The organism is Bradyrhizobium sp. (assembly GCF_016213215.1).
GTDB lineage: Bacteria > Pseudomonadota > Alphaproteobacteria > Rhizobiales > Xanthobacteraceae > Bradyrhizobium.
In genome coordinates this window covers 77,773-91,845 of the sequence record NZ_JACRAW010000056.1, presented here as the reverse complement: position 1 = coordinate 91,845, position 14,073 = coordinate 77,773, and the positions used below count along the sequence as shown (strand labels likewise).

General features: G+C 63.7%; 17 protein-coding genes, 1 tRNA gene and 1 pseudogene. 6 read left to right on the top strand and 13 right to left on the bottom strand.

Features of this window, described 5'->3' with window-relative positions:
* The 3 genes and pseudogenes from HY852_RS10490 to HY852_RS10480 all read left to right on the top strand — a co-directional run.
* A pseudogene (locus HY852_RS10490) lies at window positions 1-189 on the top strand (branched-chain amino acid ABC transporter permease); the annotation flags it as partial.
* Window positions 186-959, top strand: a complete 774-nt coding sequence (locus HY852_RS10485; protein ID WP_291604557.1) for an ABC transporter ATP-binding protein — start codon at window positions 186-188, stop codon at window positions 957-959. The pseudogene HY852_RS10490 and the gene HY852_RS10485, both read left to right, overlap by 4 nt.
* Entirely contained in the window at window positions 959-1,669 is a 711-nt protein-coding gene (locus HY852_RS10480) for an ABC transporter ATP-binding protein (protein WP_291604556.1), read from the top strand. Before HY852_RS10485 ends, HY852_RS10480 begins: the two co-directional genes overlap by 1 nt.
* Before the next feature lie 98 nt (window positions 1,670-1,767).
* On the opposite strand, the gene HY852_RS10475 is transcribed toward HY852_RS10480, so the two are convergent.
* From HY852_RS10475 to HY852_RS10465, 3 genes are all read right to left on the bottom strand, one after another.
* Complete coding sequence (locus HY852_RS10475; protein WP_291604555.1) at window positions 1,768-2,676, bottom strand: restriction endonuclease; 909 nt, start codon at window positions 2,674-2,676, stop codon at window positions 1,768-1,770.
* A 21-nt stretch (window positions 2,677-2,697) separates the two neighbouring features.
* Window positions 2,698-2,793, bottom strand: coding sequence for a hypothetical protein (locus HY852_RS10470; RefSeq protein WP_291604561.1), 96 nt, complete (start codon window positions 2,791-2,793; stop codon window positions 2,698-2,700).
* Between the two features lie 347 nt (window positions 2,794-3,140).
* A tRNA-Gln gene (locus HY852_RS10465) sits at window positions 3,141-3,214 on the bottom strand.
* A gap of 501 nt (window positions 3,215-3,715) precedes the next feature.
* On the opposite strand from HY852_RS10465, the gene HY852_RS10460 reads away from it, so the two are divergent.
* On the top strand, window positions 3,716-4,963 hold the full coding sequence (locus HY852_RS10460; protein ID WP_291604554.1) for a DUF763 domain-containing protein: 1,248 nt from the start codon (window positions 3,716-3,718) through the stop codon (window positions 4,961-4,963).
* Between the two features lie 31 nt (window positions 4,964-4,994).
* Here the strand turns inward: HY852_RS10460 and HY852_RS10455 are convergent, their stop codons facing one another.
* The 6 genes from HY852_RS10455 to HY852_RS10430 all read right to left on the bottom strand — a co-directional run bounded on the left by HY852_RS10455 (window position 4,995) and on the right by HY852_RS10430 (window position 7,330).
* Window positions 4,995-5,240 (bottom strand): hypothetical protein, encoded by a 246-nt coding sequence (locus tag HY852_RS10455; protein WP_291604553.1) that lies wholly within the window; start codon window positions 5,238-5,240, stop codon window positions 4,995-4,997.
* Window positions 5,241-5,292: 52 nt separating this feature from the next.
* The gene (locus tag HY852_RS10450; protein WP_291604552.1) at window positions 5,293-5,517 is read right to left on the bottom strand and encodes a hypothetical protein; all 225 of its coding nucleotides are present in this window, start codon (window positions 5,515-5,517) and stop codon (window positions 5,293-5,295) included.
* Window positions 5,518-5,532: 15 nt separating this feature from the next.
* A complete protein-coding gene (locus tag HY852_RS10445; RefSeq protein ID WP_291604551.1) occupies window positions 5,533-5,730 on the bottom strand; it encodes a hypothetical protein in 198 nt (65 codons plus the stop codon).
* Between the two features lie 8 nt (window positions 5,731-5,738).
* Window positions 5,739-5,924 (bottom strand): hypothetical protein, encoded by a 186-nt coding sequence (locus HY852_RS10440; protein WP_291604550.1) that lies wholly within the window; start codon window positions 5,922-5,924, stop codon window positions 5,739-5,741.
* A 207-nt stretch (window positions 5,925-6,131) separates the two neighbouring features.
* Window positions 6,132-6,458, bottom strand: coding sequence for a hypothetical protein (locus HY852_RS10435; RefSeq protein WP_291604549.1), 327 nt, complete (start codon window positions 6,456-6,458; stop codon window positions 6,132-6,134).
* Between the two features lie 98 nt (window positions 6,459-6,556).
* Window positions 6,557-7,330, bottom strand: coding sequence for a ferredoxin--NADP reductase (locus HY852_RS10430; RefSeq protein ID WP_291604548.1), 774 nt, complete (start codon window positions 7,328-7,330; stop codon window positions 6,557-6,559).
* Between the two features lie 177 nt (window positions 7,331-7,507).
* Between HY852_RS10430 and HY852_RS10425 the strand changes: the two genes are divergently transcribed.
* Window positions 7,508-8,704, top strand: a complete 1,197-nt coding sequence (locus HY852_RS10425) for an amidohydrolase family protein (protein WP_291604547.1) — start codon at window positions 7,508-7,510, stop codon at window positions 8,702-8,704.
* A 558-nt stretch (window positions 8,705-9,262) separates the two neighbouring features.
* Window positions 9,263-10,024 (top strand): DUF2306 domain-containing protein, encoded by a 762-nt coding sequence (locus tag HY852_RS10420; RefSeq protein ID WP_291604546.1) that lies wholly within the window; start codon window positions 9,263-9,265, stop codon window positions 10,022-10,024.
* 102 nt (window positions 10,025-10,126) lie between these two features.
* On the opposite strand, the gene HY852_RS10415 is transcribed toward HY852_RS10420, so the two are convergent.
* From HY852_RS10415 to HY852_RS10400, 4 genes are read right to left on the bottom strand one after another with little or no spacing between them, the layout of a single operon-like run.
* Window positions 10,127-10,585 (bottom strand): MarR family winged helix-turn-helix transcriptional regulator, encoded by a 459-nt coding sequence (locus HY852_RS10415; protein WP_291604545.1) that lies wholly within the window; start codon window positions 10,583-10,585, stop codon window positions 10,127-10,129.
* Window positions 10,586-10,617: 32 nt separating this feature from the next.
* On the bottom strand, window positions 10,618-11,322 hold the full coding sequence (locus HY852_RS10410) for an ABC transporter ATP-binding protein (protein WP_291604544.1): 705 nt from the start codon (window positions 11,320-11,322) through the stop codon (window positions 10,618-10,620).
* Window positions 11,319-12,110, bottom strand: coding sequence for an ABC transporter ATP-binding protein (locus HY852_RS10405; RefSeq protein ID WP_291604543.1), 792 nt, complete (start codon window positions 12,108-12,110; stop codon window positions 11,319-11,321). Before HY852_RS10405 ends, HY852_RS10410 begins: the two co-directional genes overlap by 4 nt.
* On the bottom strand, window positions 12,107-13,993 hold the full coding sequence (locus HY852_RS10400; protein WP_291604542.1) for an ABC transporter permease: 1,887 nt from the start codon (window positions 13,991-13,993) through the stop codon (window positions 12,107-12,109). The genes HY852_RS10405 and HY852_RS10400 overlap by 4 nt, the downstream gene beginning before the upstream one ends.
* Between the last annotated feature and the right edge of the window lie 80 nt (window positions 13,994-14,073).

Here is a 14,073-nt window from a genome sequence, read left to right as displayed (position 1 = left end):
GGAATCGGAAACCCCTGGGGCCTCATCGTGGCGACGTTCATCGTCATCGTGGTGCCGGAGAAACTGCAGACCATTCAGGAATACCGTTTCCTGCTCTATGCGGTGATGGTTATCTGCGTGCTCCTGTTCCGTCCCGAGGGCCTGCTGCCACGACCAGTGCGGCGATATTTCCCCGGATGGCGGCCATGAGCGCACTGCTGCAAGCCCGGGGCCTGGTCCGGCGATTCGGCGGCGTCGTGGCGCTCGCGGGCCTGGACCTCAGCGTCGACCCCAACGAGATCCTCGGCCTCATCGGCCCCAACGGCTCGGGCAAGACGACCTTCTTCAACGTGCTGACCGGCGTCTACGCGGGCTCCCGCGGGGAGATCCTCTTCGACGGCCTGCCGATCCGCGGCCTGCCCAGCCACGACATCGTCGCGCGGGGAGTGGCGCGCACGTTCCAACGCTCCCGCCTGTCGCTGCCGTTGTCGATCTTCGACAACATCATGATCGGCAACCATATGCGCCTGAACCAGGGCCTTTGGTTCAACCTCGTGCGGCGCAACGCCTTCAAGAGGGAGTTCGAGGACAACTATGCCGCGGCCCGTGCCCTGGTGGAGGTGTTCGAGCCGGAACTCGCCGACCGCATGTTCGAGCCGGTCGCCGGCCTGCCGATGATCGACCGTCGACGCATCGAGATTTGCCGCGCGCTGATCAGCACGCCAAAGCTCCTCCTCCTCGACGAGCCCTCCGCGGGCATGACCCACGAGGAGACGGCGCAGCTGATGGACGACATCATGCTCGTGCGCGAGCGCAACAAGAACTTGACCATCATCATCGTCGAGCATGAGATGGGGGTGATCGAGCGCATCACCGACCGCTGCGTGGTGCTCAATTTCGGCCGCAAGATCGCCGAGGGCCGCTATCGCGAAGTCGCGGCCGATTCCCAGGTTCAGGAAGCCTATCTGGGAGGGTCATGATGGCAGAGATCCTCGAACTCGATGGCGTCGCCACGGCCTACGACAAGGCCGACGTGCTGCAAGGCGTTTCGCTTTCCGTGCAATCCGGCAGCATCACCTGCCTGCTCGGCTCAAACGGCTCGGGCAAGACGACGCTGGTACGCTCCATCCTGGGACTCACCCCGGCGCGCGCGGGTCGGATCGTGTTCAACGGCACGGACATCACCAGGCTGCCGACCCACAAGATCATTGCTGCCGGCATCGCCTGCATTCCCGAAGGCCGCAAGGTCTTCCCCAAGCTGACGGTGGAGGAGAACCTGCGCGTCGGCGCCTACCAGGAACGATCCGACAAGGTCACGCTCGCGCGCATGACCGAGATATTCCAGATCTTCCCGCGGCTGTCCGAGCGCCGCGCCCAGCTCGCCGGCACCATGTCGGGTGGCGAGCAGGCCATGATCTCGATAGGGCGCGGACTGATGTGCGCGCCCAAGCTGTTGCTGATCGACGAGCCTTCCCTCGGACTGTCGCCTCTGTTCGTGAAGGAAAACTTCAACATCATCCGGCAAATCAACCAACGCGGCATCACCGTGCTGCTGGTCGAACAGAACGTGCGCCAGACGCTCGCCATCTCGCATTTCGGGTTCGTGCTGTCGAAGGGACGCGTCGTTACCAGCGGCACGCCGTCAGAGCTCTCGGCGCGCGAAGAGGTGAAGGCGGCTTATTTTGGGTAGACCATTCTGCCGTCGACCGGCGCTGAGCTCGGCGTGGGCGAGATCGAAGGCCTCGAAGCTGAGAGCGGCGGGAACGGCAGAATGAACGTCCGCGTGTCTCACCGTGGCGTCAGGAAATAGATCGGCGTCAATGGCAGCCGCTCCCGCGCGAGGTCGTCAAGCTTGGCGTAGTGCTCGATCCACAGTGCTAGGAGGCGGTCCAGGTCGATTAGGGTGACCTTGCGACGTTCTTGCATCCTGGCGGCATCCCGAGCTCCCTTGGTGAAGCCACCAATGGCCACGAAGAGGCCCGCGTCGTCCTCGTTCACCAGCGCTAGGAACGAACGCAACCCGCTTTCGTCGACAGCCTGGGAGTTGCGCTTCACCTGCACCTTAATGCGCGGAGGCCGTGTGCCGAGCGGATCGGGATGCGCGACGATGTCGAGACCGCCGTCAGGTCCGGGCGGAGACACCCATGACGGATAGTACCCCATCGCCTTGAGAAGGTCGGCGACGAGCTGCTGAAGCTCATAGGGGTTGATGGCGGAGAGATAAGTCCTGATCTCGTTCTGCGCTTGCTCCTCTGCCTGTTCGAACGTGATCCGTGCCGACTTTTCCGATGTCGCCCCGTTCTCGATGATCTCATCGGAAATTTCATCAGCGGGCGCGGTTGTTGCACCGCGAGCCGCATCCCACTCGCGATATAGGCGGACCGCTTCCCTGTAGAAAGCGGCTGGGTCAGTGATCGATTGATAGGCGCTACGTCCCGCCTCAGTGAGGGTCCAAGTGCCCCTCTGCTTGACGAGCCATCCCGCCTTCACGCAGTCCACAGTAGCGAAACGGACGATCTGCTCAAACCGTCGTACTCCGCTGCTTGGGTACACGCCGGCTTCGTACTCGGTGAGCGCTACCCTCGCCGCCAACCGTTCCAAGGCGACGCCCGCCGCCAACCCTTCGGGGAACTCCAGGAGAATGGAGAACAGCTTCCTCAGGAGTTCTCCAGTGCGTTCGCGTGTGATCTCTGCCATCGCCGCCCTTCCCCAAAATAATCAATCCGGACGCCCAGCCGCGTGATACAGCCTGCGCTCAACGAACTCGGCGGAGTACACGAACATGCCGCCCCAGCCGCAGGCGGGGTCGAGGATACGCCCGTGATAGGGCTCCAGAATTTCGACGATGAAGCGGACGATCGCGGAGGCGTGTAGAACTCGCCGCCCTCTCGTTGGCGCTCGGCGGTGTCCCAGAGCGTGTCGCTAATGTCTTTGAAGTGGAAGGTCATGGAATTTGTCGGGGGAGATCTCTGATCAGCGGACGGGTGTCACAGCCGTCCCGCACTTTCACGTGTTCGCGCCTAAAAGCAACTTAATCGCGAGCGATCTGCACGTATCAGCTACTAGAAGTCGGCGCGTCCTAGCAGCCTATGCTAGTCGCCTGTATTAGCGCGACAGCGGGCCACACGATAAGCGTCTGATTTATATGACGATTCGCCTAATGGCTGGGGAACCTGGATTCGAACCAAGACAAGCAGAGTCAGAGTCTGCTGTGCTACCGTTACACCATTCCCCAACGGAATTCCGAACAAATTCAGCCGCTTAGGGGTCTGTCCGGGGGCTTGCGGCGCGGATCGCGGTTGATCGCCGCCGAAGCAACGCGCCCTTCTACCCGCTTGAACCGGGCCTTGGCAAGCGCGGGACGCGGGCAGCATGGCCGGACCCTCCACCGCTTGTTCAAAACGCCACGTCGCCGGGGCGGCCGTCCGGCGGCGCGGCGCGGCGTCGGTTCAGTCATGCTCCCGCGCCGTCCGCATCTCTGGCCGCCATGCGGGACCAGCGAGACGAGATCTCGGCAGCCGACCGCACGATCGTGCATCCACGAGCCAACGCGTCGGGCTCTCTGGCGGATGAGGCCGACGACTCGCGGATCAAGCAACGCAGGTCCCGGGAATGGGAGCGTTGCTGGCGCTCGGGAATGCCCGAAGCTGCGTGGTGCGATCGTTTGAGTCGATCACTTGCAAGGTTACTGCCGTCCCGCGTGCATCCTGGCCCGGACTCGGCTAAATCGTTCGGCATGCCCCGTCGTACCGGCAGCGCCGACCTTCCGCTCCATACCGGGCGCGTTCCGCAATGGCTCGCATCCCGCATGGCCTCGCTCGGCGCGGTCGTGACGCAGGCGATCGTCCATCACTATGGGCGCGACGAATTCCTGCAACGCCTTTCGCACCCCTTCTGGTTCCAATCATTCGGAGCCGTGATGGGCATGGACTGGCACTCCTCCGGAATCACGACCAGCGTCATCGGCGCCTTGAAACGCGGACTTGGCCCGTTGCAGGACGAGCTCGGGATCTATGTGTGCGGCGGCCGCGGCCAGCATTCGCGCAAGACGCCGGACGAGCTTCGCCTGCTCGGCGACCGCGTCGGCCTCGATGGCGCGAAGCTGACACGGGCCAGCCGCCTGGTGGCAAAGGTCGACAGCGCTGCGGTCCAGGACGGGTTCGATCTTTACCTGCACGGCTTCTTCGTGACGAGCGAGGGCAAGTGGACCGTCGTGCAGCAGGGCATGAACGGCGAACGGCGCCAGGCCCGTCGCTATCACTGGCACTCGGAAACGTTGAAGAGCTTTGTCGACGAGCCCCACAGCGCCATTGATGGCCCCGAACAGGGCCAGATCGTCAATCTCACCGATCACCGCGCCGATGCCTCGCGCACCGCGCAACTTGAGCTGTTGGCCGATCTCGGGCCCGATCGTATCGTCGGCGAATTCGACCGCCTGACCGGCACGGAGCCGGCACAGGCCGTGCTCCCGCACCTCGTCATGCCCGCGCATCACGATGTGCGTCCCAAGGACGTGTTCGCGCGCCGCCTTCACGGCACGCTGGCCGCCGCGGCCGAGCGCGGACCGATCGACTTTCCCGAGCTGTTGCTGACGCCCGGCGTCGGCGCCCGCACCGTGCGCTCACTGGCGATGGTGGCAGAGGTCGTTCACGGCGCGCCTTATCGATTCCGCGATCCGGCGCGTTTCTCGCTGGCGCATGGCGGCAAGGACCGCCATCCCTATCCCGTCCCGATCAAGGTCTATGACGAGACCATCCTCGTGCTGAAGAGCGCGGTGCAGAACGCCAAGCTTGGGCGCGAGGAGGAAATGCAGGCGATCAAGCGCCTCGACGATCAGGCACGACGACTGGAGCGTACCGCACGGGGTCCTTCGGTGGACGCCCTCATTGCCGCCGAACGCGCAGCCTCCCCCGAGCTTGATGGTCGATCCGTGTTCGGCTGGGAGCGCGACTTCGCGGCACAAGGAAAGCGGACCGGGTCTTAGCCGGTCCGCCCGATATCCGCTTCGGCGGAGATCAATCAGGTTCTTGGCTTTCATCCTCATCCACCAGCCGATTGGCCGAGTGGTCCTGGTACTGCTCCGTCTGGATGGCCTTGCCGTCCATGCCGCGGATATCGGAATGCTGGGCCTTGTCGCGGTTAGACAGGATCATGTTGTCGCCAATCTTCGCCTTCGGAAGCTCGGTAAAGGCGCCGGTCCCGTCGCCCTTGCCCTGCGTGCCTGATCTGAAATGTGTCTTGCTGCCACGTCCACCCGGCATGTTCCTCTCCGTGCGTTTTTCTGCCTTGCATCGCCGATCTCCTGTCCTTCGCTCAGCGGCCCCTGCGCGGCGCGCCGCTTCGGGCGACATCCTTGTCGATGCCGCCAGCGAGATTCACATCGTTCTCGACGTCGCCTTCTATGGTGTTTTCGCCGAGAGAATCCTCGATATCCTCGGCTGTGGCTCCGGCCATGGCGGCGCCTTTCGAGCCGCCGATGAGCGGATTGGCGCGGAGATCCTTTCCGCTGGGTATGTTCAGCTTCGGTTGCTTGTTCATGTGAACTCCTGACCTTTACGCGCCGGCTTTACCGGCCGGGTCATGGGTGTGGTGGACATCGCGCTCGCCACCTCCCCCGGAAATCCGGCTGCGCTTGCGTTTCGGATCATCGGCCGGCGGCTTCTTGACCTTCAAAGGGGCTTTCGCATCTTCATGCGATGCGCCGGGCCCGCCCTGGCGAATGCTGTTTGGCGTTTTGGTGGATGTCGACATTGCTGTCCTCAGCGGTCTTGCTGGTAGCCCTGGTTGGTCGTGTTCTGCTTGATGTTCGCTTGCTGTCCCTGCTGGTCCGGATTCTTGACGCGCCGTTGCCCGCGCGGCGTCTGATCAGCAGCGGACTGCTTGTCGTCTCCTGATCCTTTTGGGCTTCGGTTGGCGGGCGGAACGGGTGGAATCTTGCCGGTCATCTCAAGCCTCCTGCGAACCGCGTTCGGAGCCGTCGCGCAGCTCCTCACGCTTGCGCGGATTGAAGAGTCAACGCATGCATTCAAACATGTTTCCAAGGATGATGATGACAAGTGCACGCGAGGCCGCGTGCGTCACGGGGAAAGATCCCGCGGAATTCAATCGATCATGCGGATGCTAGAATTGCGCGCGCCGCGAAGTCGCTTCGGTCAGTTGCGTCCCGAGGAGCGCTGGCCACCCTTGCGCGGCTGATGAGGCGCATGGGAGTTCCAGTTGCTCCAGCTCGCGTTGGTGAGACTCTGCAGGTCCGTGGTGAGCGGCCGCCGCGTGCGCTTCTCATACTCGGCGATGCAGCGTTCCGAGTCCGCGATCTTGCGCTGCAGCTCGGCAATCGCTTTCTGGGCTTGTCCATCCCGCTTTGAAGTCGCGATCTCGCCGATCGTGAAGCGCGCGGTTTCAAGCGTCTTCAAGGCATCGCGATTCTTCTTCAGCTGAACCCGGTGCCAGGCGATGTTGCTGTTGCTGTCCGCAACCATATGGAACTCCGCTGATTCGGTTCCATCATAGTAGCGCGTCGCGAGGCAGGAATGCGGCCCCAATCGCCGAAATGCGCCCTTTCTCGGCGGAACAGCGCCTAGCGCTCCGCGAACGCCTTCTCGACCACGAACTGTGCCGGCTCGCCGTGATTGCCTTCGACAAGGCCACGCTCGGTCAGAAGGACGCGCATGTCCTGCACCAGCGCCGGGCTGCCGCAGATCATGACGCGGTCCATGGCGGGCTCGAACGCCGGCAGGCCGATATCGGCGAACAGCTTGCCGGAGGTGATCAGGTCGGTGATGCGGCCGCGGTTGCGGAAGGGATCGCGGGTCACGGTCGGATAGTAGATAAGCTGGCTGCGCACATAGTCGCCGAGCAGCTCGTCTTTCGGCAGCTTCTCGGCAATCATTTCGCCATAGGCGAGCTCGGCGACGCGTCGGCAGCCGTGCAGCAGCACCACCTTCTCGAAACGCTCGTAGGTCTCGGGATCCTTGATGACGCTAAGGAACGGCGCAAGTCCCGTGCCGGTGCCGACCAGGTAGAGATTGCGCCCGTCTTCCAGGTTGTCGATGACCAGCGTCCCGGTGGACTTGCGGCTGACGATGATCTCGTCGCCCTCCTTCAGGTGTTGCAGGCGGGAGGTCAAAGGCCCGTCCGGCACCTTGATCGAGAAGAACTCGAGCTTGTCCTCATAGTTGGCGCTGGCGACGCTGTAGGCACGCAGCAACCGCTTCTCGCCAACGTTGAGCCCGATCATGGTGAACTCGCCGTTACGGAAGCGGAACGTCGGATTGCGGGTGGTGGTGAAGCTGAACAGCGTGTCTGTCCAGTGGTGAACGCTCAAGACGCTTTCGTGGTTGAAATTGCTCATCTCGCCGGTCCTTCGGAGCCGCCATGCCAGCCCCAAGGCAATTGCGGGGCCGAGGTCAGTCCTGTACGATCGTTCGTGTACGATCATTCGTATACAAATGAATAATCCGGCTTGATCCCGCGGTCAAGCCGGGCTCAAGATTACGAGCATTGCAGGTAAGGAAAGGAAGCCCCCTCCATGGCGCATGACGCACCCCAGGCCGCCGGCCCGACGAAGCTTGTGATCCGCAATATCGGCCTGGTGCTTTCGGGCGCCATGGAGAAGCCGATCCTGGACGCCGACACCATCGTTGCCGAAAACGGCAGGATCACCGCCATCGGCCGCGCCAAGGACGTCAATACCGAGGGAGCCACCACGATTGTCGACGCGCAGGGCACGACCGTCGCGCCCGGCCTGATCGACAGCCACGTCCACCCCGTCGCCGGCGACTGGACACCCCGGCAGAACCAGATCAACTGGATCGACAGCTATCTCCACGGCGGCGTCACCACCATGATCTCGGCGGGCGAGGTACACATGCCCGGCCGGCCGCGCGACGTGGTCGGGCTGAAGGCGATGGCCGTGTTCGCTCAGCGCGCGTTCTGGACCCTGCGCCCCGGCGGGGTGAAGGTTCACGCCGGCGCACCGGTGATCGAGTGCGAGATGGTGGAAGAGGATTTCAAGGAAATGGCCGCCGCCGGCGTCAAGCTGCTGGGCGAGGTCGGGCTGGGCGGCGTCAAGGACGGTCCCACCGCGCGCAAGATGGTGGGCTGGGCGCGCAAATACGGGATCCAGAGCACCATCCACACCGGCGGTCCGTCGATCCCGGGCTCCGGGCTTATCGACAAAGACGTTGTGCTGGAGGCCGATACCGACGTGATCGGCCACATCAACGGCGGTCACACCGCCCTGCCCGACGACCAGATCCGCTGCATCTGCGAGGGCTGCAAGCGCGGGCTCGAGCTCGTTCACAACGGCAATGAGCGCTCGGCCCTGTACACCATGCGCACCGCGCGCGAGATGGGCGAACTCGGCCGCATCATCCTCGGCACCGATGCGCCCGCTGGCTCCGGCGTGCAGCCGCTCGGCATCCTGCGCATGATCTCGATGCTGTCCTCGCTCGGCGAGGTGCCCGCCGAAATCGCCTTCTGCTTTGCCACCGGCAATACCGCGCGGATGCGGGCGCTCGACTGCGGGCTGATAGAGGTCGGCCGGGCGGCCGATTTCGTCATCATGGACAAGGCCCAGCATTCGCCGGGCAAGAACATCCTGGAAAGCGTGCAGCTCGGCGACCTGCCCGGCGTCGGCATGACCATCATCGACGGGATCGTCCGCACCCAGCGCAGCCGCAACACCCCGCCCGCCGGCAAGATCCCGGAGATCGTGGCGAATTAGTTTCCAGACAACTCAGGCCGCCATCCGGGATGCGCCGAAAGGCGCAGGCCCGGAAACATAGTCCCAGCCCGTGGTTATGGATTCTCTGATGTGCAAGCACATCAGAGTTCGCGACTCCGTCGCGCCCCGGAATGACGATCTCAAGTCGCCGCAGCTTGTTGGGCAGCGCTATCAGCAGCCCGCGCCCATCCTTACGAGACCTTGGCATCCGGCCGGCACTGCACGTCGCCTATGCGCGCAAGCGTTGCCATGAACGGGTAGGTACGGCGCCAGGGTTCTATCCTGTCTCCGCTTTGGCCCGTTATCAGCAGACGAAGTCCTTGCTCATTTCGACGGAGCCTCGCCCAGACTGAATAGGGTTGGGCCTCGGCCGCCAGTTCGAGCCGGCCGCCCAGACTAGCCTCACGCGACGGAGGCTCCTCCATTCGCAAGGCGGTCCGGCCGCAGGCGTTTTCGCCCGTAATTTCGACGCCGCACCAGCCGCCGCCGCATCTCGATATGTCGAGTACGAGATTCTTCCTGTCGTCCTTCCAACGTCCCTCGAGATCGGCTACGGAAATGCCAGCGTTCACGGCGAGCGCTGCACGGCCCACACCAAGCCAGACGAATATCGCCGCTGCAATCGCTGCAAGGAATGCCCATTTGGAGCGTACCGGCCCGCAACGAACTGCTTCCCTGTCCGAAACGCGTGCGCGCTCGGTCAGTCTTGCTCGTGTAAGCGCCTTCATCATCGTTTCCTCTGTGATCCTTCCGACGGGAATCATGGCGATTACCCTTGGCTTCGGATCGATGCCGTTGCCTTATCCTTTGTACCTTGTCCTTCAGCGACTTCCCATCGCGTTTCCCCTGCACATGATTGCTTCGGGACTGGCTCTTATCCTCATCCCTTTCGCGGTATTCGTACGATGTTACCCAGCCGTACATCGTCTGATCGGTCGCTCTGCCTTCTGTTGCATCCTCGTCGGCGCGTTGACCGCTCTTCCGGTAGCTCTCTCAAGCGAAGCGACCAGCGTCGCGCGAACCGGGATGTTTGTCCAAGGCGTAACATGGCTCTCACTGGCTGCGGCGGCGATCAGTGCAATCCGGTCCGGCAACATCGCAGGCCATGCGCGGCTGATGATTGCGATGGCCGCAGTTGCGTCGGCCGCAATCTGGCTGCGGCTGGTTACTGCCGCGGCTGTGGTCTTGATGTGGCCATTTGATCAGGTCTACGCCGTCGCAGCCTGGATGTGCTGGATCGTGCCGTTGGCGATCGCGCTCACTTGGACCAAGGCCGGAACGCTCTGGTTGGTCGGCCCCGATGCGCGTGCCCCGCAATGACGAAGCCGTAGGGCGGGGCAAAGTGAAGCGTGCCCACCATTCACGATCACAGATATGGTGGGCACGGCGCTTGCGCGCCTTTGCCACCCTATGAATGCGCAATCACCGCAGCTTGTTGAGCAGCGCCATCAGCATCTCGCGCTCCTTTGCATCGAGCGGCGCGAGCGTTTCCCTGGAGATCGCCAACGCGGTCGGCGCCGCCTTCTCGGCAAGCTGCTGGCCGGCGCGGGTCAGGCTGACCAGGAGGCGCCGGCCGTCCTCGGGATCCGAGCTGGTCTCGGTCAGACCGCGCGCGGTGAGCCGATCGATCACACCCTTGATGGTGGCGACGTCCATCGCCGTCAGCCGGCCGAGCTGGTTCTGCGAGCACGGGCCGGTCTCGTTGAGCTTGGACAGCGCCGCCCATTGCGTCGGCGTCAGGTTGGCGACGCCGATGTCGCGCGCGAAGATCGCGGCATGCCGCTGCCACACCTGGCGCAGGATGAAGCCGATCTGCTCGTCGAGAATGTACGACGGCTTGGCAGGCTTGACGCTCTTCTTGACCGCGACACCCCTCGCCATTGTCTCTCGCCCCTTTCTCTCTCCCGCCGCAATCACAACGACAGATGCGCGTCGCGGACGTCCGGACGCGCGTCGAGCTCGCTCATGGTACCGCCGAAGCAGATCCGCCCGCGCTCGATGATGTAGGCGCGATCGGAGATCAGCCGGGCGAAATGCAGGTTCTGCTCGGAGACGACAATGCTGACGCCTTCCTTCTTCATGGTGAGGATGGCATCGACCATCTGCTCGACGATCTTGGGCGATAAGCCCTCCGACGGCTCGTCGAGAAGAACCAGCGATGGATTGCCCATCAAGGTCCGCGCGATCGTCAGCATCTGCTGCTCGCCGCCGCTCATCCGTCCGCCGGGACGGTTGCGCATCTCACTCAGATTGGGAAACAGGTCGAACAGCTTTTCCCGCGTCCAGTGCGGCGCGTTCGGTCGCTTCGGCTGGCGACCGACTTCGAGGTTCTCTTCGACAGTCAGGTCGGTAAAGATGCGGCGCTCTTCGGGCACATAGCCGAGGCCGTCGCGAACGATTTCATGGGTCGGCTTGTTCGAGACGTCCCTGCCCTCGAACTCGATCCGCCCCGATCGCTGCTCGACAAGCCCGACGATGGAGCGGAACGTCGTCGACTTGCCGGCGCCGTTGCGTCCGAGCAGCGCCACCACCTCGCCCTCGCCCACTTCCAGCGCGATATCGAACAGGATGTGCGCCGGGCCATAGAAGCTATTGAGGTCCTGGACGGAGAGCTTCATGCGGAAGCTCCTTTCCGGTGGCGTTCGTCATAGACCAGCCCCTCGCCGAGATAGACCGCCTGCACCTGCGGATTGCCGCGGACCTCCTGGGGCGATCCTTCGGCGATCAGGGTCCCGCGGTTGAGCACGAGGACGCGGTCGGCGTGCTCGAACACCACGTCCATGTCGTGCTCGGTGAAGAGCACGCCGATCGACTGCTCGCGGGCGATGCGGGCCGTGAGCCGCATCAGGTCGATGCGCTCGCGCGGCGCCATGCCCGCGGTCGGTTCATCCATCAGCAGGAGCTTCGGCTGGTTGGCGAGCGCGACCGCGAGCTCCAGGCGCTTGAGGTCGCCATAGGCAAGCTCGCCGCAGGCACGATCGGCGTAGCTGCCCATGCCGACGAGATCAAGCAGCCGCCCGGCCTCCGCCGTGGCAAAACCCGACGCGGAGCCCCACAGATTGAACAGCTGATGGCCATGCGAGATCAGCGCCACCTGCACATTCTCCCGCACCGTCATGGTCGGAAAAGTCGCGGTGATCTGGAAGGTGCGTCCGACCCCGAGCCGCCAGACCTCGCGTGGCTTCTTGCCGGTCGTGTCCTCGCCGAGCAGACGAATGCGCCCCGTGTCCGGCGTGTTCTGGCCGTTGAGCATATCGAAACAGGTGCTCTTGCCCGCGCCGTTCGGCCCGATCAGCGCGAGGATCTCGCCGGACCTGAGTTCGAAGGACACGCCGCGCACGGCATGGATGCCACCATAGGACTTGGTGAGCCGCTCGACCGACAGCAATGGAGATGCGTTGCTCATTCGGCGGACTCGATCGGGGATGTGACAAGCGACGATTTCGCCGATGAAGGCCGGCGCCGCTGCGTGAACGCTTCCAGCATGCCGACGATGCCCTTGGGAAACACCACCACGATCACGACGATGAAGGCCCCTAGCACCAGCTTGGAGAGGTCGGTCTGGCTGACCAGCCAGATGTTGAGCGCCTTGTAGACGATCGCGCCGATCACCGGTCCCGACACCGTCTCGACCCCACCGAGCAGGACCATCACCAGTGCGTCGACCGAGAGCGAGATCCCGAGATTGTCCGGAAACACGCTGCCCTTGAGGTAGGCGAACAACGCGCCGGCAACACCCGCCACGGTCCCCGCGATCACAAACGCCGTCCACTGGATGCGCTTGGCATCGATGCCGACCGCCTCGCTGCGCAACAGCGAGTCACGGGTGGCACGAAGCGCATAGCCGAACGGCGAGAAGATCGCGATGCGCAACGCAATCACTGAAGCCGCGGCAATCCCGAGCGAAAGCCAATAGAAGTGTGACGGGCTCGCCGCCCAACTCTCCGGCCACAGGCCCAGAATGCCGTTGTCGCCGCCGGTGACCGCGACCCACTGGAAGGCGATCGACCAGACGATCTGCGCAAAGGCGAGCGTCAGCATCGCAAAATAGACGCCCGAAAGTTGCACGGCGAAAAAGCCGAACACCGCGGCCCCAACACAGCCGAGCAGCGGTCCGAGCAACAGGCACAGGATCATCGGCAGGCCGGCCATCTTGGCGAGAAACGCCACGCCATAGGCGCCGAGCCCGAAATAGGCGGCGTGACCGAACGACGCGAGCCCGCCCACCGACATCAGGAAATGCAGGCTGGCGGCAAAGATCACGAAAATCGCGATCTCGGCGCCGACCGTGAGAGCATAGTTACCGCCCACCAGCGGCAGCGCCGCCGCCACCGCGAGTGCCGCCAGCGCGGCAAGCCGTTCGCCGGAGGTCAGCGGCCGCCACGGATTGACGGTGAGACCGGGCGTGCGGCGCGCCGGCGCTTCCGCCTTCCCGAACAGACCCCATGGCCGGATGATCAGCACCACCGCCATGACGAGGAAGACGAGAATGATCGAGATCTTGGGGAAGATCAGGATGCCGAAGGCATTCAGCTCCGATACCAGGACCGCCGCGACGAAGGCGCCGACGATGCTGCCGAGCCCGCCGATCACGACCACGACGAAGACTTCCACGATGACGCGCAGGTCCATGGCATGGTGCACGGCGTCGCGCGGAATCTGCAGCGCGCCGCCGAGCGCGGCCAGGAAGACGCCAACCGCAAACACGCTCGTGAACAGCCATTTCTGATTGACCCCGAGTGCGGCAACCATGTCGCGGTCCTGCGTCGCGGCGCGCACCAGGATGCCCCAGCGCGTGCGCTGGAACAGGAGCCACAGAATGGCGAGCACGACGGGCCCGAGCACGATCAGGAACAGGTCATAGCTCGGGATGTTCTGGCCGAAGAAGTCGATCGCCCCCTTGAATCCCGGCGCCCGGCGGCCGAGCAAATCGTCCGGCCCCCAGATCAGCACCACGAGATCCTCGACCATCAAGGTCAGGCCGAAGGTCGCAAGGAGCTGGAACAGTTCCGGCGAATGATAGATGCGCCGGAGCAGCACGATTTCGACCAGCACGCCGGCCAGCGCGACGATCGCCGCGGCGACAACGATGCCGCCCCAAAATCCGAGCGCGCCCGAAAACTGCTCCGTCAGCGTGAAAGCGATATAGGCGCCGAGCATATAGAAGGCGCCATGGGCGAAATTGACGATCCGCGTCACGCCGAAGATGATCGACAGGCCCGAGGCGACCAGAAACAGCGACGCTGCGCTGGCAAGTCCCGTCAGAAACTGTACGACATAAAAGGCCATTAGCGGTCCAATTGGTAAAATTCCAAGCACGCGGGCTTCATGCTTCGAGACGGCGCTTTGCGCCTCCTCAGGATGAGGTC